This window comes from Kordiimonas lipolytica (assembly GCF_001550065.1).
Window position 1 is genome coordinate 29,514 of the sequence record NZ_LRUB01000012.1, and the last position, 21,836, is coordinate 51,349.

Sequence of the window (21,836 nt, forward strand, 5' to 3'; positions counted from 1 at the left end):
GTAACTCGGACCTGGTTTTCGTTTTGGCTTATTCGCCTTCTGGCTTATTCGCCAGACAGCTTCAGGCGGTCCATGTCCACAAAGCTGGTATAGGGTGAAGTGACAACCCGCTCGCCAACCTCAAGGCCTTCAAGCACCTCGATAAAGCGGCTGTTGCGGCGACCAAGGCGCACGGTGCGCTTGATGGCCTGGCTGCCGTCCGGGCTTACAACAAACACCCAGTTGCCGCCCGTGTCCTGGAAGAAGGCACCGTTCGGGATCAGCACTGCGTCTGTCGCGTCGCCAAGGGTCAGTTTGGTCTGAAGCGTCTGGCCGCGGCGGATGCCGTCAGGCTGGCCGTCGCCTTCAAACACGAAATCCACCTCGAACTGGCCGTTCTGGACCTGTGGATAGATTTTCGCGATCTGCATTTTATAGGCTTCACTGCCGCGCTCATAAGTCGCTTCCTGGCCCAGGTCCACGCGGCCCAGGTAAAATTCGTCGATGTTTGCAGTCAGCTTGTAGCGGTCCGGGTCATCAATCTGACCCAGGCGGCCACCGCGGTTGATGCTCTGGCCGATCTCCACATTAAACCCGGAAAGCTTGCCGTCCACCGGCGCACGTACGTTCAGCGCATCCAGGTTCTTGCGCGCAAGCTTCAGGTTCTTCTCAAGCTGCTCGCCGCTCTCTTTCAGGAAAGCCAGCTGGGTTTCCTGCATTTCTGCGTCTGTCTTCTGGCTTTCCAGCGTGATCTCAAGACGGTTCCGATAGTATTCCAGCTCGTCTTCCGTCTGGTCCAACTGCGCCTGGGAAATGGCGTTTGTCTTGATCAGTTCGCGCTCGCGCACCACCTGGCGCTCCAGGCGTTTGATCTGATAGTTCATTTCCACGATGTTACGCTTATGATCCAGCCGGTTCTGCTCCAGCTGCAGCTCAATGGTGCGCATGTTATTCAGCTGCTCGGTCACCAGCGCTTCGTTCCGGGTCACATCCAGCTGCAGGCCGGTGTTCGAAAGTTCAACGATCATGTCGCCGGCCTTGAGCATGGCGCCGTCTTCCACCAGAACGCGCTCAACCCGGCCGCCTTCGATAGCGTCCAGGAACACGGTCTTCAGCGGCGTCACGCGGCCGCGCACAGGAATGAAATCCTCGAACGTGCCGGTGGAAACGGTCGAAACCACAATCCGGTCCTCGTTCACCCGGAAGCTGCGGCCGCCGGATGCATCCATCACGATCGTGGCCAGAAAACCGATCACCACCACCGCGGCCGCGGCGATGCCAACCTTTTTCCAGGGTGTTTTCTTCTTTTCTACGCGGCGATCCATACCGGAACCGGATACGGCGCCTGATGCGCCCCTTGATCCAGCTGCTGTTCTCGGTCCGGATGTTGTCCCCCCTTGCATGGAGATGGTCTTAGCGGCTTCTTTTTTTTGTTCCATGTCTGTCACTGTACCCATTTTCTTATTCCATCTACCGTCGGCTGTCGTGCCCGGTTCGAAGGCCTCGCGCCTTTCTGGCATGACTTATGCGCAAGCATTGTGCCAGACGCGGAAAGCCGCAGGTTTCCGCCAAGGCAGATTGAAGATGTTCGAAATCGAACACTTTTGCCTGTACGAAATCGAACACTCTGTGTACGGTTTCGAACAAAGCCAGAGAATATGGGGCGAGGTTATATGAGCGAAAAACAAGGTAAAATCCTGATTGTCGATGACGACGAGGATATATTGGTTGCGGGCAAGCTTCTGCTGAAACGCCACTATGGAACGGTGGAAACCTGCAACAACCCGGAACGCATCCCAGGCCTGCTGGCGAACGACAGTTTCGATGCCATCCTTTTGGATATGAATTTCGGCCCCGGTGAATCCTCGGGCGCGCAGGGCTTTGTCTGGCTCAAGAAAATCCTTGAGATCGATCCCCAGGCTGTGGTGGTGATGATCACGGCTCACGGCGGTGTTGGCGTGGCCGTGGAAGCCATGAAACAGGGCGCCACCGATTTCATCGCCAAACCGTGGCAGAATGAAAAGATGGTCGCGACCTTGTCTGCCAGCGTGAAGCTCAGGCAAAGCCGGTCGGAGGCTGACGCACTCAAGAAAACCAACCGCACGCTTGCGAAGGCCGCAAGTGAGCCCAAGCAACCGATCCTTGGCGACAGCAAGCCCATGCGCGATGTGCTTTCCATGATCGAACGCGCAGCGCCAACGGATGCCAATGTGTTGATTTTGGGCGAAAACGGCACGGGCAAGGAACTGGTCGCGCGCGAGCTGCACAGGCAATCAAACCGCGCGGATCAGGTATTCATGTCCGTTGACCTGGGGGCCGTTACAGAAACGCTTTTTGAAAGCGAGCTGTTCGGCCACAAGAAAGGCGCCTTCACTGATGCCCGCGAGGACCGCATTGGGCGGTTGCAGGCGGCAGACGGCGGCACCCTGTTTCTGGATGAAATCGGCAACCTGCCTCTGCACCTGCAGGCCAAGCTGCTGACCGTTCTCGAACAGCGTCATGTCACGCCTGTGGGCTCAGACAAGCGCATCCCCATCAATGTCCGGGTAATAGCCGCAACCAACGTGGCGCCCGCAAGACTGCGCGATGAAGATGTGTTCCGGCAGGACCTTCTGTTCCGCCTGAACACAGTGGAAATCCACCTGCCTGCCCTTCGCGAACGGCCTGAGGACATCCCCGAAATCGCACAGCATTATGCCGCCCTTTACTGCCGCAAATATGGCCGGCCGGAAAAAGCCTTTTCCGACGACGCCATGGCTGCCATCACGGCCTATGGATGGCCCGGCAATGTGCGGGCGCTAAGGCACGCGATCGAACGTGCTGTGATCCTGAGCGAAACAGACACCTTCACCGGCAGCGATTTTCAGTTCGAAGCCCAGCCCAACCAGCCCGGTGCGGTCGCCGAACGCAGTACTGCACCAGCGCCCGAAACCACTGAAACGGGCGCGACGGACGACCTGAATCTAGAGCGGTTGGAACGCGGCGCTATCGAGCAGGCACTGAAGAAACATCGCTACAACATCAGCCACGCAGCCAAGGACCTGGGCCTGACTCGCGCGGCACTATACAGAAGGATGGAAAAGCATGGGCTTTAAGAAATTCAGCCTGCTGCTGGCGGGCCGCCTGATCCTGATCATGTTGATGCTGATCCTGCTGACCTACCTGATCACCACGCCCGGCTTTCATGCAGCCACCCTGCTGGCGGCGCTGGTCATCAGCTTCCTGACATATGAAGTGCTTCGTTTCGTCTCCAAAACAAACGCAGAAATCAGCCGCTTTCTGGAAGCAGCACGCTATGCTGACTTTAGCCAGCGTTTCAATTTGCATGGCCTCGGCGCGGGCTTTGGCGAACTGGGCGACACCTTCACTGACATTTTAGGCCGCTTCCAGGCGGTTCGCGCCGGCCAGGAAGAGGAGCTCAGACACCTGAAGGCGCTGGTGGAGCATGTGCCGGTGCCGTTGCTGTCGCTCCACGGCGATGGGCTGGTGACCATCTGGAACAATGCCGCAAGGCGCCTCTTCGGCAGCACCCACGTCAATAAATTGGCTGATCTCAGGCAATTCGGCGTTGAATTTGAAAAAGAGATCGTGGAATTGGCCGCCGGTCAGCGACGGCTGACCGCCTTCCGCGTGGACGGCACCGAGCAGAAGCTCGCCGTCGCCGCCACCCAGATCATTATCGGCGGGCGCGCCGAAAAACTTGTCAGCCTGCAGGATATCCAGAGCGAACTTGATCTGGCCCAGTTGCAGGCCTGGCAGGACCTGGTGCGCGTGTTGACGCATGAAATCATGAATTCCATCACCCCGGTTGCGAGTCTCGCGAAAACAGCCGTGGACCTTGTGGAAGACGCGGCAGGCAAGGTGACCGATAACCCGGATGTGGTGGATGAACTCGGCGATGTGCGCGACGCGGTCAATACGGTCGCCCGCCGGTCAGACGCATTGATGCAGTTTGTCTCCTCCTACCGGCGGCTCACGCGCCTGCCGCCACCAGAGAAAACGCTGATCCGTATTGATGCGCTCTTTAAGGATGTCTGCAGCCTTTCAACCCAATCATGGGAAGAAAAGGGCATCACGGTTGTGACCGAAATTGAACCGTCGCAGCTGGACGTCACGGCGGACCGCGACATGATCGAACAGATACTCATAAACATGCTGCAGAATGCTGAGCAGGCATTGGCCGGCGTGGAGGGCGCGACGGTCTGGATGGCTGCAAGGCTGAACCGGCGGGGGCATGTGGTGATTGAGCTAAGCGATAATGGCCCAGGCGTGCCCGCGGAGATCGCCAAGAAGATCTTCGTGCCCTTCTTTACCACAAAGCGGGAAGGCAGCGGCGTGGGGCTTGCACTGACGCGGCAGGTGATGATCGCACACGGTGGGTCCGTAAGCCTGGACGAACGCGAAGGCGGCGGTGCCCGTTTCACGCTGACGTTCTGATGATGGTAGGGGCGTTTGGTCAGACGGTGTGAACAACCTGTTCCTGCATGCCTTCACGCGCTTCGGACAGCAGCTTTTCTCCGTCCGCCTCCATCAACTCAAGGTGCGCGCGCACGCAACCTTCGGCCGCCTCAAGAAGACGCGGGGTGAGGCCTTCATAAATCTCTTCCACAATTGCGGCAGGTGACCGGATGCCCCGGCTCAGGCACGCTGCAATCTGCCTATGGCGTTCCTGCCGGTGTTCGCGGATTTCGCGGATGCGTGCGACTGCACCCTCTACCACGGGGCCGTGGCTGGGCAGCATAAGCCGCGCGCCACCGGCCTCCAGCTTGTCCAGGCTTTCCATATATTCCGAGAGGTTCCCAAGGGGCGGCACCACAACAGTTGTGGACCAGCCCATCACATGATCGCCCGAAAACAGCATGCCCTTGTGCGGCAGCGCATAGCACAGATGATTGGGGAAATGCCCGGGCGTATGGATGGCCATGATCTGCCAGTCGTCGTCCCCCACCACACCGCCGCACGCGAGCGCCACGTCGGGTTTGAAATCCGCATCCACATCTTCATCGGTGAAAGCCAGAACGTCACTCGAAAGCGCGCCAAAACCATAGGTCTTGGCGCCAGTGATGCGCGCCAGATGATGCGCCGCCGGGCTGTGGTCCTGATGGGTGTGGGTGACAAAAATTCCGCCAACCTCACGCTCGCCGATCACTTTCAGCACCGCGCGGACATGGGCCACGTCATCAGGGCCGGGGTCAATGATCCAGACTCGCTCCTCGCCCACGATATAGGTGTTTGTGCCGGGCCCTGTATAGTCCTTCGGGTTGTCCGCCAGCACCATCTGAACGCCCGGTGCCACAGGGTGCGGTGTGCCATATGCCGCCTGTTCACGAAGCTTGAGCGCCACTTGCGGGCTTGGCGTGAAGGTGCTTTTTCCTGTCATGGGTACCAGCGTATTCCGTTAGTGATTCCTGTGTCTACCTGTTTCCCTAACACTGCAGCGGAGCCTTCGCCATTCACTGCTCTTCACGCTTGGGTGAGGCGCCTGTGTAATGATCAGCTTTCCTTTTTTGCCGACAGGACAAGGGATGTGTTGGTCTTGTTCACACCGTTGATCGCCAGGATGAAATCCAGCGTCTGGTCAATCTCTTCCATCGTCGGGGCCTTGACGATGGCGATCAGGTCATAAGCGCCAGAGACCACATAGAGCGTTTTGATCTGCGGCCGTGTTTTCATCAGCCCAATGGCCTGCTGGGCGTACTTTTGGTCGATCGATAGGAGCACGTGGGCGGAGATCAGCTTACCTTCATAATCCGGGTGGGTCTTCACCGTGAAGCCAGCAATGATCTTGCGGTCGATCAGCTTGTTGATGCGGTCCTGCACCGTCGAGCGCGACAGCCCCAGCTTACGCGCCAGCGACGAGGTTCCCTCCCGGCTGTTAGCTGTCAGAAGCTTCAAGAGTTTCTCGTCTGTCGCATCCATGTTCACTGTATCCTTTCAGCCAAATCTACCTCGCAGCGCAGAAATCAGCCCATAATCATTTTAACGGAAAAAATTGATATTTTCCGTTAATTTGACGGAATGTATATACCATATCGCTATTTCAGGCCATCACTTTCACGCATAAACTTGCCAAAAGGGACACCATAATCAGTAAATGAGTGGCGGAATGGGAAAACAGATTTTGTGGCTTCGCGAAGAAGCCCGCACCACCGAGCGGCGCACGCCGCTACTCCCGAAGGGAGCAAAGGAGCTGATCGAGGCAGGCTTTGAGGTTGTCGTCGAGAAATCCGAAAAACGCATCATCAGTAACGCTGCATATGAAGCTGCGGGCTGCACGATGGCAGAGCCCGGCGCGTGGGAAAACGCCCCGAAGGACGCCGTGATCCTGGGCCTCAAGGAGCTGCCGAAGGCGCCTGAGATGCTCAAGCATACGCATATTTATTTCGCCCATGCCTACAAGGAGCAAAACGGCTGGCAGGCACTGCTGACGCGTTTCCTGAATGGCCACGGGTCTCTTCTTGATATCGAATATATGACCAAAAACGACGGCAAGCGCGTTGTCGCGTTTGGCTATTGGGCCGGCTATATGGGGGCCGCTCTCGCGCTTCTGGAATGGCATGACAAGCAGGCCGGGCGGGCATCCTATATTGCCAAGGGCCTTTCCCCGTTTGAAAGCGCCGAAGCCCTTGACGCCCTGATCCGCCAAAGCGCGTCTGGCGGTAAGACACCAACGGCGCTTGTGATCGGCGCGGGCGGCCGCAGCGGCAGGGGCGCGGCTGAAATTCTGGAGCGCCACGGCGTGAAGGTTACCAAATGGGGCCGCAAGGAGACGGCGAACCTCGACCGCCAGGCGATACTGGATCATGACATCCTGATCAACTGCGCCTTTGTTGCGCACCAGATTCCGCCGTTCCTGACCAAGGAACACTTGAAGGGTGATCACCGCCTGAGCGTGATCTCCGACGTGTCCTGCGACCCGTTCAGCGATTTCAACCCGCTGCCGCTTTATGGCGAGCCCACCAGCTGGGCCGCGCCTGCCGTAAAGGTTGATGGGCTGGATCTGATCGCCATTGACAACCTGCCGTCCCTCTTGCCAACAGAGGCAAGCATGGAGTTCGCGGGGCTTTTGCTGCCCTACCTGAAGGCGCTGCCCGAGCGGACCACAAACGACATATGGCGGAACTGCGACGCGGCCTTCCAGAGCGCCTGCGACGCAATGGTTAAGAAGAAAGCTTCATAACGTGACAACACAGAAACATATTCACTGGATCGGCGCAGGCCTCGCATCCGGGCCTGGCCTTATTGCCCTCGCCTCTGAAACCCAAGACATCACCCTTTGGGACATGTCGGACGACCGCGCGAAAATGCTGCAGGCCCAGATGCCGGAAGGCAAAAGCCTGAAGTTCAGCGCACTTAACCTGGGTGACCGCGGGTCGGTTGAAAACTTCAAGAACCATGTGAACGAAGGCGACGTGATCGTTTCCATGCTGCCGGCCACACTGCATATCGCCATGGCGGATATCGCGCTGGAGTGCGGCGCCCATGTGGTGACCTCAAGCTATGTTGACGAAGCCATGCGCGCGCTGGATGGTGCAGCGAAAGAACACGGCCTGTCGTTCGTGAATGAGGTGGGCCTGGACCCGGGCATCGACCATCTGTTCGCCCATATTTTGGTAACCGCCGCGCGCGACGCTGGCGTATTGGGCAAGGGCCACAAGGTGGATTTCGTGTCCCACTGCGGCGGCATCCCGGCAGCCAAGACCGATTTCACTTACAAATTTTCCTGGACGCCCTTTGGTGTGCTGAAGGCGCTGACAAACCCGGCGCGCTGCATTGAAAACGGTGAGGAAAAGCTGGTGGAAAAGGTATGGCACGATGTGTCAGACCTTGAAATCCACGGTGAGACGTTCGAGGTATACCCCAACCGGAACAGCCTGCCCTATGTTGAGGAATACGGCCTTGAGGGTGAAGAAAAGCTGAACACCTTCGTGCGCGGCACTTTGCGCCAGGGTGGTTGGAAAAAAGCGTGGAAAGACATTTTCACCAAGGTGGAGACGCTGGACGCTGACGGTCTCAAGGTGCTGTCGGAAGAACTGTGGCGCGACCACAGCTACGATGAAGGCGAAGAAGACCGCGTGGTGATGTATGTGGCGCTAACCGTGCGGGGCGATAACGATGAGGTGATCTGGCACGCGTCGCTTGCCCTTGACGAAGTGGGCAGCGGCTGGCAGACCGCCATGGCACGCACCGTGTCGCTGACCGTGGCTCAGGCCATCAAAGCGGTTCGCCGGGGCGTCTTTACGCCTGGTGTGCACGCGGCATTGACGGATGCTGAAGAAGCCAGGGTATGGCTGCGTGGACTTATGGACCAGGGTGTGACCCTGCGGGCAGAGAATATCGAGATCTAGGAATGACGGCTATGCCAAACAAACAGATCACTGGTGGCCAGGCGCTGATCGACGCATTGATCGCAAACGGCGCGGATACCGCCTTTGGCGTGCCGGGCGAAAGCTATCTGGCGGCGCTTGACGCCTTCCACGGCACTGAAGACAAGCTGAAGTTCATCACCTGCCGCCATGAAGCTGGGGCTGCCAACATGGCGGAAGCTTACGGCAAGATGACAGGCAAGCCAGGCATTTGCTTTGTGACCCGCGGCCCCGGGGCGACCCACGCCACCATCGGCCTGCATACCGCTTTCCAGGACAGCACCCCGATGATCATGTTCATCGGCCAGGTAGCGGCCGACCAGGTAGAGCGCGAAGCCTTCCAGGAAATCGACTATCGCCGCTTCCTTAGCGAAGTCACCAAATGGACGGCAGAAATCAACGACGCGTCACGCATGGCCGAATATGTGGGCCGCGCTTTCCGTGTCGCCACATCCGGTCGCCCAGGCCCTGTGGCGCTGGCGCTTCCCGAAGACATGCTGCGTGAACTGTGTGACGCACAGGAATGCCTGCCCTACAAGCCCGCGCTGGCGCACCCTGGGGGCGCCGACATGGCTGAGCTTAAGCGCCTTCTGGAAGGGGCTGAGCGCCCATTTGTCATGCTGGGCGGCAGCGGCTGGGACAACCAGTCCGTAGCAGACATCCAGACCTTTGCGGAAAAGAACAATCTGGGTATCAGCGTGTCTTTCCGTTGTCAGGACCGCTTCAACAACAACCACCCGAACTATATCGGCGACATGGGCATCGGCGCGAACCCGAAGCTGGTGGGGCGCATGCAGGACGCAGATGTGATCCTGGTGCTGGGCCCACGGCTTGGCGAGATGACGACCGGCGGCTATGAGCGCCTGAGCGTGCCAGTACCAAGCCAGACCCTGATCCATATGCATCAGGGGGCCGAGGAACTGGGCCGCGTGTACCAGCCGGATCTGGCAATCAACGCCACACCGCAGACCATCGCGCCACTACTCAAGGACATGGTGCTGGAAGGCCGCGACAAGTGGGCGAGCCAGACGGCAGAAGCCCGCGCGGACTTTGAGGCCTGGACCACCCCGAATGAGAATCCGGGCAACGTGCAGGTCGCGAAGCTTTACGAGCATATGCGCGAGGTGCTGCCTGAGGATTCCATCTTCTGTAACGGCGCCGGCAACTATGCCGCCTGGCTGCACAGGTTTTACCGTTACCGTGCGTTCCCGACCCAGCTTGCGCCCACATCAGGCGCGATGGGATACGGTGTGCCGGCCGCAATCGCCGCCAAGATCGTTCACCCTGAAAAGACCGTCATCGCCTGCGCGGGCGACGGTTGCTTCATGATGAGCGCCATGGAACTGGCGACTGCCGCGCGCTACGGCGCCAATGTTATCTTCCTCGTGTTCAACAACAGCATGTTCGGCACCATCCGCATGCATCAGGAACGCGATTATCCATACCGGGTTTCAGGCACCGAGCTGACAAACCCGGACTTTGTGGCGATGGCCGAAAGCTTCGGCCTTCATGCGTCCCGCGTGGACAGCACAGACGCCTTCGCCCCAGCGCTGGAAGCCGCCCGCAAATCGGGCAAACCGGCGCTGATTGAAATCACCATTGACCAGGAAGCCATCGGCCCAACGGCCACGCTTTCGGGTCTTCGACGCAAATAGTTCTATACCCAAGGAGAGTATCGATGCAGGCACGTGTTGCTGACATCCTGAAGGATCTGGATATCAATCCAGCAGAGTTTGAAAACGGCGATCTCGACGTTTTCTCCCCAATCGACGGTGGCCTGATGGGCCGCGTCACCATGGACACCAAAGATACGGTTGATGCCAAAATCGCAGCGGCAACCGAAGCTTTTAAGAAGTGGCGCGCCGTTCCGGCCCCGCGCCGCGGTGAGCTGGTTCGCCTGCTGGGCGAAGAGCTGCGCAAATATAAAGACGCCCTTGGCGCGCTTGTATCTGCTGAATGCGGCAAGATCTTCGAGGAAGGCAAAGGCGAAGTTCAGGAAATGATCGACATCTGCGATTTCGCGGTTGGCATTTCCCGCCAGGTGCACGGCCTGACTATCGCATCTGAGCGCCCAGGCCACCACATGCGTGAATACTGGCAGCCACTTGGCCCTGTTGGAATCATTTCCGCCTTCAACTTCCCGGTTGCTGTTTGGTCCTGGAACACAGCCCTTGCCATCGCATGCGGCGACCCATGCATCTGGAAGCCATCCGAAAAGACCCCGATGACCGCGCTGGCGTGCCAGAAAATCTTCGAACGCGCTGTTGAGAAATTCGGCGACGACGCGCCAGAAGGCCTGTCTTCCGTGATCGTTGGCATGAAAGACATTGGCGAGCAGCTTGTGGACGACACCCGCGTGCCGCTGATTTCCGCAACAGGTTCCACCCGTATGGGGCGCGAAGTTGGCCCACGGGTTGCCGAGCGCTTCGGCAAGACTATCCTGGAACTGGGCGGCAACAACGCCATCATCGTTACGCCTTCTGCTGATCTGGACATGGCGATCCCGGGCATCGTTTTCGGCTCTGTCGGCACTGCCGGCCAGCGCTGCACCTCCACGCGCCGCCTGATCGTGCACGAAGACGTGTATGACAACCTGGTGCCACGCCTGAAGAAAGCCTATGAAGGCATCCGCATCGGTGACCCACTGAAGCCAGGCACGCTGGTTGGTCCGCTGATCGACAAGGCCTCTTTCGACGCCATGGAACGCGCCCTTGAAGCGGCCCGCGGTGAAGGCGGCCAGGTATTCGGTGGCGGCCGTGCGCTCGCAGACGAATATGGTGACGCATACTATGTGAACCCAGCCATCGTTGAAATGCCTGAGCAATCCGCAAGCATGTGCGAAGAAACCTTCGCGCCGATCCTTTACATCGTGAAGTACAAGAACTTCGACGACGCCATGGCCATGCACAACGGCGTGCCACAAGGCCTGTCCGGCGCCATCTTCACCACCGACGTGCGTGAAGCGGAAACTTTCATCTCGCACAGCGGTTCCGACACCGGCATCGCTAACGTCAACATCGGCACCTCTGGCGCTGAAATCGGCGGCGCGTTCGGCGGTGAAAAAGAAACCGGTGGCGGACGTGAGAGCGGCTCAGACGCATGGCGCGCTTACATGCGCCGCCAGACGTCCACAGTGAACTACAGCCGCGAGCTGCCATTGGCACAAGGCATTAAGTTCGACCTGGACTAAAGAATAACCAACGATAAAACGCACAGAGACTTTTTAGGGCGGCCCCGGTTCTGGTGGGGTCGCCCTTCTTTTATGCGCGCCAAAGGCGTGGGCAATTTTAAATAAATGCGGCGCAGTTCGTAACCGGGCATCAAGGTCTGGCAGCTATAGTGAGCGGTATCAGGCTTGTTCTGAGTACCATCAGGCACCTGCAACCAACATCCCAGTTATGAGAGGCCTGGCGTGGCGAGTGAATATGACGTTGATGCCGTCGGGAAACGCGACGGTGCAAATCCTTACGAAGCAATAACGCACCTTTATGTGCGCAGCTACGGCGATACCCTGTTGCCCATCCCGATCGCGGATGCCATTGACGGCATTCAGTGCGGGCGGTTTGTCTATTATGTCAAAAGTGGCGACAAACGGGAAAAGCTTCGCATTGCCCGCAGCCCATATAACAAATTCTATCTGACAACCCAGCGCGACATCCACGAACCACGGACACTGCTGAATTTGCCCGCACCCTGACGCGCCAGTTTGCCTTTGGTCAATATCCTGCGCCCCCTATTCTGCTAGAGTGCCCATATAAGCGATCACTCCAGGGAGGGGCGCACTTATGGATCCACTCGTTTATCTTGCGATCATGTGGGGCGGCGTATTCTTTGCGGTTTATGCGGCCAGAAAAACCAAGCTCACGCCTGTCCTGTTTTTCCTGTTCGTTGGTGCGCTGCTGGTTAACACCGGCTTTCTGCCCAAGGAAATCCCGCCCTTCATTCGCGGCTTCGCCGAGATGGGCATCATTGTCATCATGTTTGCCATCGGCTTTGAGGAAAAGACCGATAACTTCCTTGGCAGCATGAAGCGCAGTTGGGGTATCGCCCTGTTTGGGGCAATCGGGCCCTTTATTGTTGCCTACGCAGTCGCCGACTATTTCTGGCAGGACTATCACATATCGCTGATGTGCGGCCTGGCCATGACCGCAACCGCTGTGTCGCTGACGATGGTATCGCTCAAGAGCGAAGGCCTTCACACATCCCGCGCCGCGACCGGCATCATGACGTCAGCCGTGCTGGATGACATCGCCTCGCTTGCGCTTGTTGCCATCATGGTGCCTGTCGCCACGGGTGATGCCCCCGCGAACCTTCATGAAATTGCGATCGTGCTGGGGAAAGCGGTGCTGTTTTTTGTCGGGGTGCTTATCCTGGGGGCGTGGATATTCCCCCATCCGCTTTCGGGCCTTGCTGGGCGCATGCCGCTTCTGAGGCACTTTGGCCTCAGGCACCTCCTGGTGGTCCTCAGGGAACATCTGACGCTCGTGATGCTTACGCTGGCGCTGGTTGTCGGGATCATTGCCCATGAACTGGGCTTTCATCCCGCTGTTGGCGCCTATATGGCAGGCCTTGTCCTGAGGGAGGAATATTTCCTGCTGGACCCAGACGGCGGCAACCGGTTTGACCGCACCAAGGAAACGGTGGACGATATCGCCTTTTCCTGGATCGGCCCAATCTTTTTCGTCAGCCTTGGAACCCAGATCATTTTCGATTTTGACATGGTCTTTTCGCTGATCCCTGAAATCCTGGCCATGACCATTGGGCTTTTTGTTATCCAGATCGCCTCAGCCGGGCTTGCCGCGCGCTATACCGGCAGCTTCAGCTGGGTGGAAAGCGTGATGATCGGCTTTGGCATGCTGGGGCGCGCCGAACTGGCGTTTGTGGTGATGGACATCGCCTATATCCAGCACAGCATCCTGACAACAGAAGCCTTCTTCACCCTGATGGCGACCGCCTTCCTGCTGAACATCACCGTGCCGGTATCGATTGCGCTCTGGAAGCCTTATTTCACCGGCGAAAAGGTTTGGGGAGGCAAAAGAAAAACCTCTTAAAGCATGGCTCTAAGAGGTTTGATCTTTGTGGGTCTGAAAACCCCGCTAAGCTTAGCGGTGCTTCATTACCAGACCGTCACGCTCAAGGCGCTTGCGCTCAAGTTTACGAGCACGGCGAACGGCAGCAGCCTGTTCACGAGCCTTCTTCTCAGATGGCTTTTCGTAGAACCGACGCATTTTCATTTCGCGGTAGACACCTTCGCGCTGAAGTTTTTTCTTCAGAGCACGCAGAGCCTGGTCCACATTATTATCCCGAACGGTAACCTCCATGGGTTACACCTTCCTTTCTATAGCCATAATTTACGGTGTGGGACATCGGGGTCACACCGCAGGGCGCGCGTGATATAGCAAAACCCTGGGTTCCACACAAGTTATTTCCACAACAGAAGCCTTTGCGGGCGCTGGCTTAGAGCCCGTCAAAAGGTCAGTACATGACCGGACTATAGCAAACTTGGGCGCCAAAGGCAAAATTGCGGCACTATGTCCCTCGCCTGCCCGGGCTTTCCATGTTAGAAAACCCCAGGCACAAATGAAGTGATGCACGAGACAGACCATGGCTGAGAAACCAAAAGATGACCGTACCCCTGAGGAGCTTCGCCTTCCCCTGATGGAAGCGATGACGGACCATGTAGCGTTTGATGGCTGGACCGAAAAGGCACTCGCCAACGCTGCTGAGGATGTGGGCGTAAGCCGGGAAATGGCGGAGCTTGCCTTCCCGCGCGGCGCCATTGAGGCGCTTGAACTGCATCTTGAAGACGCTGACCGTGTTCTGGCCGCTGCCCTGGCCGAGCGTGACCTGGCCTCCATGAAAATCCGTGACCGCATCACTGTTGCCGTCCGCACCCGGCTGGAGCTCAATATGAGCGAGCGGGAAGTTATCAAACGCGGGCTCGCGACCCTCGCGCTGCCGCAGCATATGGCACTGGCCTCCAAGGCGCTGTGGCGCACCTGCGACGTGATGTGGCGTGCGGCGGGCGACACCAGCACAGACCACAACTGGTACACCAAGCGCGCAACGCTCGCGGCGGTCTATAGTTCCGTGCTGCTTTACTGGCTCAATGACGAATCGGAAGACTGCGCAGACACCTGGGCTTTTCTTGATCGTCGCATTGAGAATGTCATGGCCATTGAAAAAGCCAAATTCCAGATGCGCAAAGCGTGTGAAAACGCACCAACCCTCAGCAGCTTTCTGGGGCGCCTGCGCTATCCGGGGGCCTGATGGCGGGCTCAAGTACAGCGGAGCTATCTGGCCTGACGGACGAGGCCGCCGTGCTGGTGAACCGCTGGCTTGAATATCTCACTTCTGAAAAACGCGTCTCAAAACATACGCTGACGGCCTACGGCAGCGACTTTGGCGACTTCATCAGCTTCCTGGTGGATTATAAAGGCGGCACTGTCGGCCTGCGCACGCTGGCAGGCCTTGAAGTACGGGACTTCCGCGCCTTCCTGGCGTCGCTCAGGGGTGATAACCTTTCTGCCCGGTCGGTTGCACGCTCACTATCCTCCGTTCGCAACTTCTACCGGTTTCTTGCCCGAACGGAAGGCATTGAAAATGACGCCATCAAGGCGGTACAGGGCCCTAAACTGCCGCACAGGGTACCGCGCCCACTGACGGAAGAAGCAGCAAAATCGGTGATGGAAACAGTGGGCGAGTTCGAGGACGAACCCTGGATCGCGGCCCGCAACATGGCTGTGGTCACCCTTCTGTATGGCTGTGGCCTCAGGATCACGGAAGCGCTTTCACTGAACGGCGCGGATATCCCCACGGGCGACACCATGCGGGTGATGGGCAAACGCAACAAGGAACGCATTGTGCCCGTTTTGCCCGCCGTGCGCGAAGCCATTCGCGCCTATAAGGCAGAATGCCCCTTCCCGATCACAAACGACGGGCCGCTTTTTGTAGGCAAGCGCGGCAAGCGGCTGAACCCGCGCACCATCCAGGCCGCGATGCAGAAGGTGCGGATTGCGCTGGGCCTGCCTGAAAGCGCCACGCCACATGCGCTTCGGCACAGCTTCGCCACCCATCTTCTGTCGCGCGGCGGTGACCTGCGCACAATCCAGGAACTACTGGGCCACGCAGACCTGAAGGCAACGCAAGTTTACACGGAAGTGGATAGCGCGCGCCTCAAGGATGTGTATGATAAGGCCTTCCGCCGCCGCTAATGCGGCCAGTTGCTTCAAGAATGACCCTGAGGACTTATGCAGGATAAAGATATCGATCGTTTTCGCGGCTGGGCACTGATGGCCCTATATGTCTCCATGTCGGTTCTGGGTGTCATGCTTGTCGTTGTTGCCTTGCGCTTCTGGCCTGCGCTTGAAGACAAGGAAAACCTTGTCTTTGTCCTTTCCGCCTGCGGCGCAGCCACTGCCGTCCTGAGCGCCCGTACAGCACTGCAGTTCTTCCGCACCTTGCGCCAGGGCGGGCGCCCGAAGATGGCATTATTGCCATTCATCCTTATGGGCCTGACCCTCTTTGCCACCAGCAACCTGATGGCAGAGTTTTAAACCCACTTTATCTCCAGGTCCGAAAATGGCGAGCCATAGGTGCCGGCTTCCGCTAGACTGTCCCCATGACAGAACAGGACCGACATATTCTTTACGATGTGCTCTTGAACCGGGATGCCCGGTTTGATGGCAAGCTGTTTTTCGGCGTCACATCAACCGGCATCTATTGCAGGCCCATCTGCCCTGCACCAAAACCGAAGCCGGAAAATGTCCTGTATTTTACCGACAGCGAAACTGCCGCCATGGCCGGCTTCCGCCCTTGCAAGCGCTGCCGCCCGGAGGCCCGCCCCGGCAGCCCGGCGTGGCAGGGCACCAAAGCCACCATCAGCCGCGCGCTGAGGCTGCTGGCGCAGGGCGAAGGCCCCGATAGCCTGGCGGATTTGGCAGACCGGCTTGGTGTTACCGACCGCCACCTGAGGCGGCTGTTCAATCAGCATCTGGGCAAAAGCCCGATGGAAGTGAAACAGGAAAACCGGCTGGGCCTTGCGGTCACCCTGCTGAAGGAACCCGAAGCCAGCATCCCGGATGTGGCCTATGCGTCAGGCTTTGGCAGCCTGAGGCGCTTCAATGATGCCTTCAAAGGTACATACGGCGTAACTCCCACAGAATGGAGAGATAAGAATGCTAACGACAGCAACCCTGAATAGCCCCCTTGGTGCCATCACGCTGGTGCTGAAGGGCGACACCATCATGATCTGCGAATTTGCCGACCGCGAAGCCCGCGTGACGCGACAACTGGAAACGTACTTTCCTGGCGAGACACCTGTGGAAGCGAAAGTGCCAAACGCCATCACACAGGCCTTTGACGCCTATTTCGGCGGCGACCGCGATGCGCTCAACCGCCTCAAGAGTAAACCGCTTGGCACACCCTATGAGCAGCGCGTGTGGGAGGCCCTCAGGGATATTCCGGCGGGTAACACCACAAGTTACGGCGCCATGGCGAAAGAGCTTGGCTCCAGCCCCCGTGCAGTCGGCCGGGCCAACGGGCGTAACCCAGTGGCGCTCATCCATCCCTGCCACAGGGTGATTGGCGCGGACGGCTCGCTCACCGGCTATGCGGGCGGGCTTGAGCGCAAGGAATGGCTCCTCAAGCACGAAGGGGCGCTACTGGCCCTCTGACGACATCCTGAAGACTTGCCAAGCGGAACAATGCACCTGCGGGGTGCAAACCCTTGTGCTCACCCAAATCAAAGTGGAGAAATAAAATGACAATGCTGAAAATCATCGCCATGCCAACCGTTGATGCCCGAGCCTATCAGCGCGGAGCGCTAGACGCCAACGGACGTATGCCTGAGAGAGACATCTCCACCGGCCCTGGCAACCCATGCCGCCACTGCCTTGAGACAATTGAAGCGGGTGCCGAAAAGCTGGTGCTGGCCTACCGCCCGTTCGAAGAGCTTCAGCCCTATGCCGAGCTGGGTCCCATCTTCCTGCATGGTCGCGACTGCGGTCGCTATGATGAATACGCTGGCTTCCCCAAAATGTTCCAGCGCTGGAACACGGTGCTGGTGCGCGGCTACGGGTCGAACAACCGCATTCAGTATCAGGCTGCGCGCCATATCCCTGTGGATGAACTTGAAGCACAGTGCGCGGAGATGCTGACGGACCCAAACGTGGCCTATCTGCACGTACGGACGTCACAATATAATTGCTACCAGTGCCGCGTTGAACGCGCCTAGGCTACCTTATGCGCGTAGGCTCGCTGGCCTTGACCTTTAGGCAGCTGGTGGGCCTTGTGCATGGTCTTGCGGCGTTCCTTGCCATGATAGACCTGCATCGCCTCGCGGCGGCGACACGGACCAATATAGGTAGTGGCCCGCACGAACGGTTTGGGATGTGCCCCAAGATGCTGCAGCCTGGCGTCCATCTGCTTGGCCGTCAGTGGCAACCCCAGAATTTCATTCACGCCCGCGTCCCGTGCGGCAAAGACCTTGTCTTTGCTGGGCGACGGCATGATCATCACAATCGGCGCCTCTGATACCTGTCCGTCACACATGCGGATGAATTTGGCGAAATCCGACCCGCCGTGATCACCAAAATCGAAATCCAGGAAAAAGTGCGTAAACTGGAAAGCCTGCATCCGGTGCAAAGCCTCTTTCAGGCTGTCCACAAGCTGCACCTGACCAACCCCACTATCCTTAAGATAGTGCCTGATCGTCTCACCCAATTGTTTGTTAGACAGGGCCACGAGCACCTTCATGGCCCGGTAATCAATACCGGAAACACCCCTCAAGACAGTTTCTCCCCAACATGCGCCCCCCGGCGCGTACCTAAAGGGCCTGCCTCCCCATGGCAAAGCCCTACCCCAACTAAAGTCATAGGAAAATATTTTAAAACAGTCAAAAAAATGAAACAAAATATTGGCCTAGAAAACGCATAGGTTTTCTTTCCGTTATTTTGAATAGAAAATTAACTTTTATTCTGGCGATTACTCAACATTCGTAGAATATTTGGCCAACATTAGACGTGTTCGGCCCTACCCCGACTCTGTCGCCGTTCCGCCCCATGATAAATCTGGACCACCTCACGCCTGCGGCATGGGCCGATATAGGTTTGGGCCCGAATGAAAGGCTTTGGATTCCCGATCATATGATTGAGGCGCGTCGTCAGCAATTTGGCGGTGAGCGGCAGGCCCAGGATCTCATGGCAGCCGCCATCACGCGCAGCCATCACCTTTTCCTTGTCCGGTGACGGGATAACCATCACAGCGAAGGCTTCAGCAAGCTGGCCGTCACACAGGCGCAGGAATTTCACGAAATCGACACCGCCAAAATCCGGCAGATCGTAATCGACAAAGAAAAGATTGAAGCGATTGTTCTGCATGCGGGCGACAGCATCTCTTGCCGACGTCACCATCATGCAGGAGCCAATACCCTCTTCTCGCAGGAAGTGCCACACCGTGCGCCCAAGCTGGCTGTTGGACATGGCGATAAGCGCGTTAAGCTTGCTGTAATCAATCTTTTTAGTCTGCATGACCTGGACCCCCAAGTTCAGTTGATCATGCCTGAAGTCAAAACGCCTGATGACTTTAATTTTACTTAAATTGTTTGAAGTGAATCAAATAGCGCGCAAAAGGCTACCTCGTCAAATTTTGGTTAAAATTTTAATAATTATAATAATCATGTAGTAACAACAAAAAAGCCCGGCAAAAGCCGGGCTCTTCCATCGCTTGAAAGCGATATATCTTACATATGGATCGGGCGCCCATGAACCGCCAGCGCGGCTTCTTTCATGGCTTCCGTCTCCGTTGGGTGCGCGTGGCACGTCAGCGCGATATCCTCAGCTGATGCCCCAAATTCCATCGCGGTTGCCGCTTGTGCGATCATATTGCCTGCGTCAGCGCCAATGATATGCACGCCCAGCACCCGGTCCGTTTCCTTGTCAGCCAGGATTTTCACAAAGCCTTCCGTTTGCAGGTTGGCTTTCGCGCGGCTGTTTGCCGTGAAGGGGAACTTGCCGGCATTGTAGGCCACGCCCGCTTCCTTCAGCTCTTCCTCGGTTTTGCCCACTGCGGCAACTTCAGGGAAGGTATAGACCACGCCCGGAATCACATCATGGTTCACATAGCCGTTCAGGCCCGCGATGTTTTCAGCAACGGCAACGCCTTCGTCTTCCGCCTTGTGCGCCAGCATCGGGCCTTCGATCACATCGCCGATCGCCCAGATGCCCGGTACGTTGGTGGAGAAATCATGGCCTGTTTTGATGCGCGAGCGATCATCCATCTCAACGCCGATGGCCTCAAGGCCCAGGCCGCTGGTGTATGGCCGGCGGCCAACGGAAACCAGCACCACATCGGCTTCGATCGTTTTGGCATCACCACCCTTGACGGGCTCGAAGGTTACCGTAACGCCCTTCTTGGTTTTCTCAACCGAAGTCACCTTGGACGACAGGTTCAGGGTCATGCCCTGCTTCTTCAAGCTGCGGCCGAAGGTCTTGCGAACTTCCATATCCATGCCCGGCAGCACCTGATCCATGAACTCGACAACCGTTACGTCAGAGCCGAAGCGTTTCCACACAGAGCCAAGCTCAAGCCCAATCACACCGCCGCCGATCACCACCAGATGCTTCGGCACTTTCGGCAGGCTGAGCGCACCCGTGGAGGACACAATCTTGTCTTCGTCGATTTCAATACCCGGCAGGCTGGCAACATCAGAACCCGTCGCGATGACGAAATTCTTTGCCTTAACTTCGCGCTTGCCGCCGTCATTAAGGTCAACCGTCAGCGTATCCTTGGATTTGAAGTGGCCAGTACCCTTGATCCATTCAACCTTGTTCTTCTTGAACAGGAACTCAATGCCGCCCGTAAGGCCTTCAACGATTTTGTCCTTGGACTCCATCACCTTCTTGATGTCGAAATCCAGGCCCTTCACGGAAAGACCAAAGGCTTCAAAGTCGTGGCCTGCTTCATGATACAGGTGCGAGCTATGGAGCAGCGCCTTGGAAGGCATGCAGCCCACATTCAGGCAGGTGCCGCCCAGCGTTTCGCGCTTTTCCACGCAAGCTGTCTTGAGCCCAAGCTGTGCCGCACGGATCGCGGCAACATAACCGCCGGGGCCAGCACCAATGATTACAACGTCAAATGCGTCAGACATTTTATGTCCCTCTTGTCAAAAAGATGGGTGGGACCATCACCCCACCCATGTAACTCGTCACAAACCCGTCAGGCCTACATGTCCAGCAGGAGGCGGGTTGGATCTTCAAGCGCTTCCTTCACACGCACCAGGAAGGTTACAGCCTCGCGACCGTCAATGATGCGGTGGTCATAGGACAGCGCCAGATACATCATCGGGCGGATCACCACTTGGCCGTTCTCAACAACCGGGCGCTCTTGAATCTTGTGCATGCCCAGAATACCGGACTGCGGCGCGTTCAGGATCGGGCTGGACATCAGCGAGCCAAAGATACCACCGTTGGAAATAGTGAAGGTACCGCCCTGCATGTCGTCGATCGTGAGCTTGCCGTCGCGCGCCTTCTTGCCGAAGTTTGCGATCGCCAGCTCGGTGTCCGCAAAGGACATGTCCTGCGCGTCCTTCAGAACCGGCACAACAAGACCGTTCGGCGAGCTTACAGCCACGCCCACATTGGCAAAATTATGATAGACGATTTCATCGCCGTCGATCTGTGCGTTCACAGCCGGAATTTCCTTGAGCGCAAGGCAGCAGGCCTTGGTAAAGAAGCTCATGAAACCAAGCTTGATATTGTGCTTGCGGGCGAACAGGTCTTTGTATTTGTTGCGTGCCGCCATCACTGCAGACATGTCCACTTCGTTATAAGTGGTCAGCATCGCAGCGGTATTCTGGGCGTCCTTGAGACGCTCGGCGATCTTCTTCCGAAGACGCGTCATCTTCACGCGTTCTTCCCGGGGACCAGCAGGCGCCGCAGCCGCAGAAGCAGGCTGAACGTCAAGCGTGCGAGCCGTACCGGCTTCGATCGCGCTCATCACATCGCCCTTCGTCAGGCGGCCGTCCTTGCCCGTGCCCTCGATCGAGGATGGGTCCAGGTTATAGTCCTGCACGATGCGGCGCACAGCTGGCGACATCGGCATCAGATCCTTCGCCGGGGCGCTGGATGCTGGCGCTGCGGCCGGGGCAGGTGCCGGAGCAGCTTCCGCCTTCTTCTCAGCCGGGGCCGGAGCGGCTTCAGCTTTCGCGGCAGGCTTGCTCTCTGCCGAACCGCCTGTTGCCTTGCCTTCCGTGTCCACTTTCGCGATCAGGGCGCCGATTTCCACGTCCTGGCCTTCTTCGGCCACGATTTCAACCAGCACGCCAGCCACAGGGCTAGGCACTTCCATCGCCACCTTGTCGGTTTCAACTTCCACAATTGGCTCATCCGCCGCGACAGCGTCGCCGACTTTCTTCAGCCAGGTACCGATCGTGCCTTCCGCGACCGATTCACCCATTTGTGGGATAACAATATCTTCGATTGCCATGTTTCG

General features: G+C 57.8%; 22 protein-coding genes. 14 read left to right on the forward strand and 8 right to left on the reverse strand.

Annotated features, from left to right (window positions below):
* Nucleotides 1-44: 44 nt before the first annotated feature.
* Entirely contained in the window at nt 45-1,418 is a 1,374-nt protein-coding gene (locus KORM41_RS06260; protein WP_231727171.1) for an efflux RND transporter periplasmic adaptor subunit, read from the reverse strand.
* A gap of 234 nt (nt 1,419-1,652) precedes the next feature.
* On the opposite strand from KORM41_RS06260, the gene KORM41_RS06270 reads away from it, so the two are divergent.
* Nucleotides 1,653-3,074, forward strand: a complete 1,422-nt coding sequence (locus tag KORM41_RS06270; protein ID WP_197420998.1) for a sigma-54-dependent transcriptional regulator — start codon at nt 1,653-1,655, stop codon at nt 3,072-3,074.
* On the forward strand, nt 3,064-4,416 hold the full coding sequence (locus tag KORM41_RS06275; protein ID WP_068146218.1) for a sensor histidine kinase: 1,353 nt from the start codon (nt 3,064-3,066) through the stop codon (nt 4,414-4,416). The genes KORM41_RS06270 and KORM41_RS06275 overlap by 11 nt, the downstream gene beginning before the upstream one ends.
* A gap of 19 nt (nt 4,417-4,435) precedes the next feature.
* Here KORM41_RS06275 and KORM41_RS06280 read toward each other — a convergent pair whose 3' ends face one another.
* The gene (locus KORM41_RS06280; RefSeq protein ID WP_068146221.1) at nt 4,436-5,359 is read right to left on the reverse strand and encodes an MBL fold metallo-hydrolase; all 924 of its coding nucleotides are present in this window, start codon (nt 5,357-5,359) and stop codon (nt 4,436-4,438) included.
* Between the two features lie 113 nt (nt 5,360-5,472).
* Nucleotides 5,473-5,898, reverse strand: a complete 426-nt coding sequence (locus tag KORM41_RS06285; RefSeq protein WP_068146225.1) for an Lrp/AsnC family transcriptional regulator — start codon at nt 5,896-5,898, stop codon at nt 5,473-5,475.
* A gap of 175 nt (nt 5,899-6,073) precedes the next feature.
* On the opposite strand from KORM41_RS06285, the gene KORM41_RS06290 reads away from it, so the two are divergent.
* The 6 genes from KORM41_RS06290 (at nt 6,074) to KORM41_RS06315 (ending at nt 13,396) form a co-directional block, all read left to right on the forward strand.
* A complete protein-coding gene (locus KORM41_RS06290) occupies nt 6,074-7,159 on the forward strand; it encodes a saccharopine dehydrogenase (RefSeq protein WP_231727174.1) in 1,086 nt (361 codons plus the stop codon).
* Nucleotide 7,160: 1 nt separating this feature from the next.
* Nucleotides 7,161-8,327, forward strand: a complete 1,167-nt coding sequence (locus KORM41_RS06295; protein ID WP_082719798.1) for a saccharopine dehydrogenase family protein — start codon at nt 7,161-7,163, stop codon at nt 8,325-8,327.
* A 2-nt stretch (nt 8,328-8,329) separates the two neighbouring features.
* A complete protein-coding gene (locus KORM41_RS06300; protein ID WP_068146231.1) occupies nt 8,330-10,000 on the forward strand; it encodes a thiamine pyrophosphate-binding protein in 1,671 nt (556 codons plus the stop codon).
* A gap of 23 nt (nt 10,001-10,023) precedes the next feature.
* Nucleotides 10,024-11,535, forward strand: a complete 1,512-nt coding sequence (gene amaB / locus KORM41_RS06305; protein WP_068146234.1) for an L-piperidine-6-carboxylate dehydrogenase — start codon at nt 10,024-10,026, stop codon at nt 11,533-11,535.
* A gap of 222 nt (nt 11,536-11,757) precedes the next feature.
* The gene (locus KORM41_RS06310; protein WP_068146238.1) at nt 11,758-12,042 is read left to right on the forward strand and encodes a hypothetical protein; all 285 of its coding nucleotides are present in this window, start codon (nt 11,758-11,760) and stop codon (nt 12,040-12,042) included.
* An 88-nt stretch (nt 12,043-12,130) separates the two neighbouring features.
* The gene (locus KORM41_RS06315) at nt 12,131-13,396 is read left to right on the forward strand and encodes a cation:proton antiporter (RefSeq protein WP_082719799.1); all 1,266 of its coding nucleotides are present in this window, start codon (nt 12,131-12,133) and stop codon (nt 13,394-13,396) included.
* A 51-nt stretch (nt 13,397-13,447) separates the two neighbouring features.
* Here the strand turns inward: KORM41_RS06315 and rpsU are convergent, their stop codons facing one another.
* A complete protein-coding gene (rpsU, locus tag KORM41_RS06320) occupies nt 13,448-13,666 on the reverse strand; it encodes a 30S ribosomal protein S21 (protein WP_068146241.1) in 219 nt (72 codons plus the stop codon).
* A 283-nt stretch (nt 13,667-13,949) separates the two neighbouring features.
* Here rpsU and KORM41_RS06325 point away from each other — a divergent pair, with 283 nt between their 5' ends.
* From KORM41_RS06325 to KORM41_RS06350, 6 genes are all read left to right on the forward strand, one after another.
* Nucleotides 13,950-14,615: a COQ9 family protein gene (locus tag KORM41_RS06325; protein ID WP_068146245.1), complete on the forward strand. Its 666-nt coding sequence runs from the start codon at nt 13,950-13,952 to the stop codon at nt 14,613-14,615.
* Nucleotides 14,615-15,559, forward strand: coding sequence for a tyrosine recombinase XerC (locus KORM41_RS06330; protein ID WP_068146247.1), 945 nt, complete (start codon nt 14,615-14,617; stop codon nt 15,557-15,559). Before KORM41_RS06325 ends, KORM41_RS06330 begins: the two co-directional genes overlap by 1 nt.
* Nucleotides 15,560-15,595: 36 nt before the next feature.
* On the forward strand, nt 15,596-15,901 hold the full coding sequence (locus KORM41_RS06335) for a hypothetical protein (RefSeq protein WP_068146252.1): 306 nt from the start codon (nt 15,596-15,598) through the stop codon (nt 15,899-15,901).
* Nucleotides 15,902-15,966: 65 nt separating this feature from the next.
* Nucleotides 15,967-16,548: a bifunctional transcriptional activator/DNA repair enzyme AdaA gene (locus tag KORM41_RS06340; protein ID WP_068146255.1), complete on the forward strand. Its 582-nt coding sequence runs from the start codon at nt 15,967-15,969 to the stop codon at nt 16,546-16,548.
* Nucleotides 16,523-17,020, forward strand: a complete 498-nt coding sequence (locus tag KORM41_RS06345; protein ID WP_068146260.1) for a methylated-DNA--[protein]-cysteine S-methyltransferase — start codon at nt 16,523-16,525, stop codon at nt 17,018-17,020. Before KORM41_RS06340 ends, KORM41_RS06345 begins: the two co-directional genes overlap by 26 nt.
* A gap of 86 nt (nt 17,021-17,106) precedes the next feature.
* A complete protein-coding gene (locus KORM41_RS06350; protein ID WP_068146262.1) occupies nt 17,107-17,580 on the forward strand; it encodes a DUF1203 domain-containing protein in 474 nt (157 codons plus the stop codon).
* Here KORM41_RS06350 and KORM41_RS06355 read toward each other — a convergent pair.
* The 4 genes from KORM41_RS06355 to odhB all read right to left on the reverse strand — a co-directional run bounded on the left by KORM41_RS06355 (nt 17,577) and on the right by odhB (nt 21,830).
* Nucleotides 17,577-18,134 (reverse strand): response regulator, encoded by a 558-nt coding sequence (locus KORM41_RS06355; RefSeq protein ID WP_068146265.1) that lies wholly within the window; start codon nt 18,132-18,134, stop codon nt 17,577-17,579. The genes KORM41_RS06350 and KORM41_RS06355 overlap by 4 nt on opposite strands.
* A gap of 227 nt (nt 18,135-18,361) precedes the next feature.
* Complete coding sequence (locus KORM41_RS06360; RefSeq protein ID WP_068146268.1) at nt 18,362-18,874, reverse strand: response regulator; 513 nt, start codon at nt 18,872-18,874, stop codon at nt 18,362-18,364.
* Nucleotides 18,875-19,086: 212 nt separating this feature from the next.
* Nucleotides 19,087-20,493, reverse strand: a complete 1,407-nt coding sequence (lpdA, locus tag KORM41_RS06365) for a dihydrolipoyl dehydrogenase (RefSeq protein WP_068146272.1) — start codon at nt 20,491-20,493, stop codon at nt 19,087-19,089.
* Nucleotides 20,494-20,567: 74 nt separating this feature from the next.
* Nucleotides 20,568-21,830, reverse strand: coding sequence for a 2-oxoglutarate dehydrogenase complex dihydrolipoyllysine-residue succinyltransferase (gene odhB, locus KORM41_RS06370; protein WP_068146275.1), 1,263 nt, complete (start codon nt 21,828-21,830; stop codon nt 20,568-20,570).
* Nucleotides 21,831-21,836: the final 6 nt, after the last annotated feature.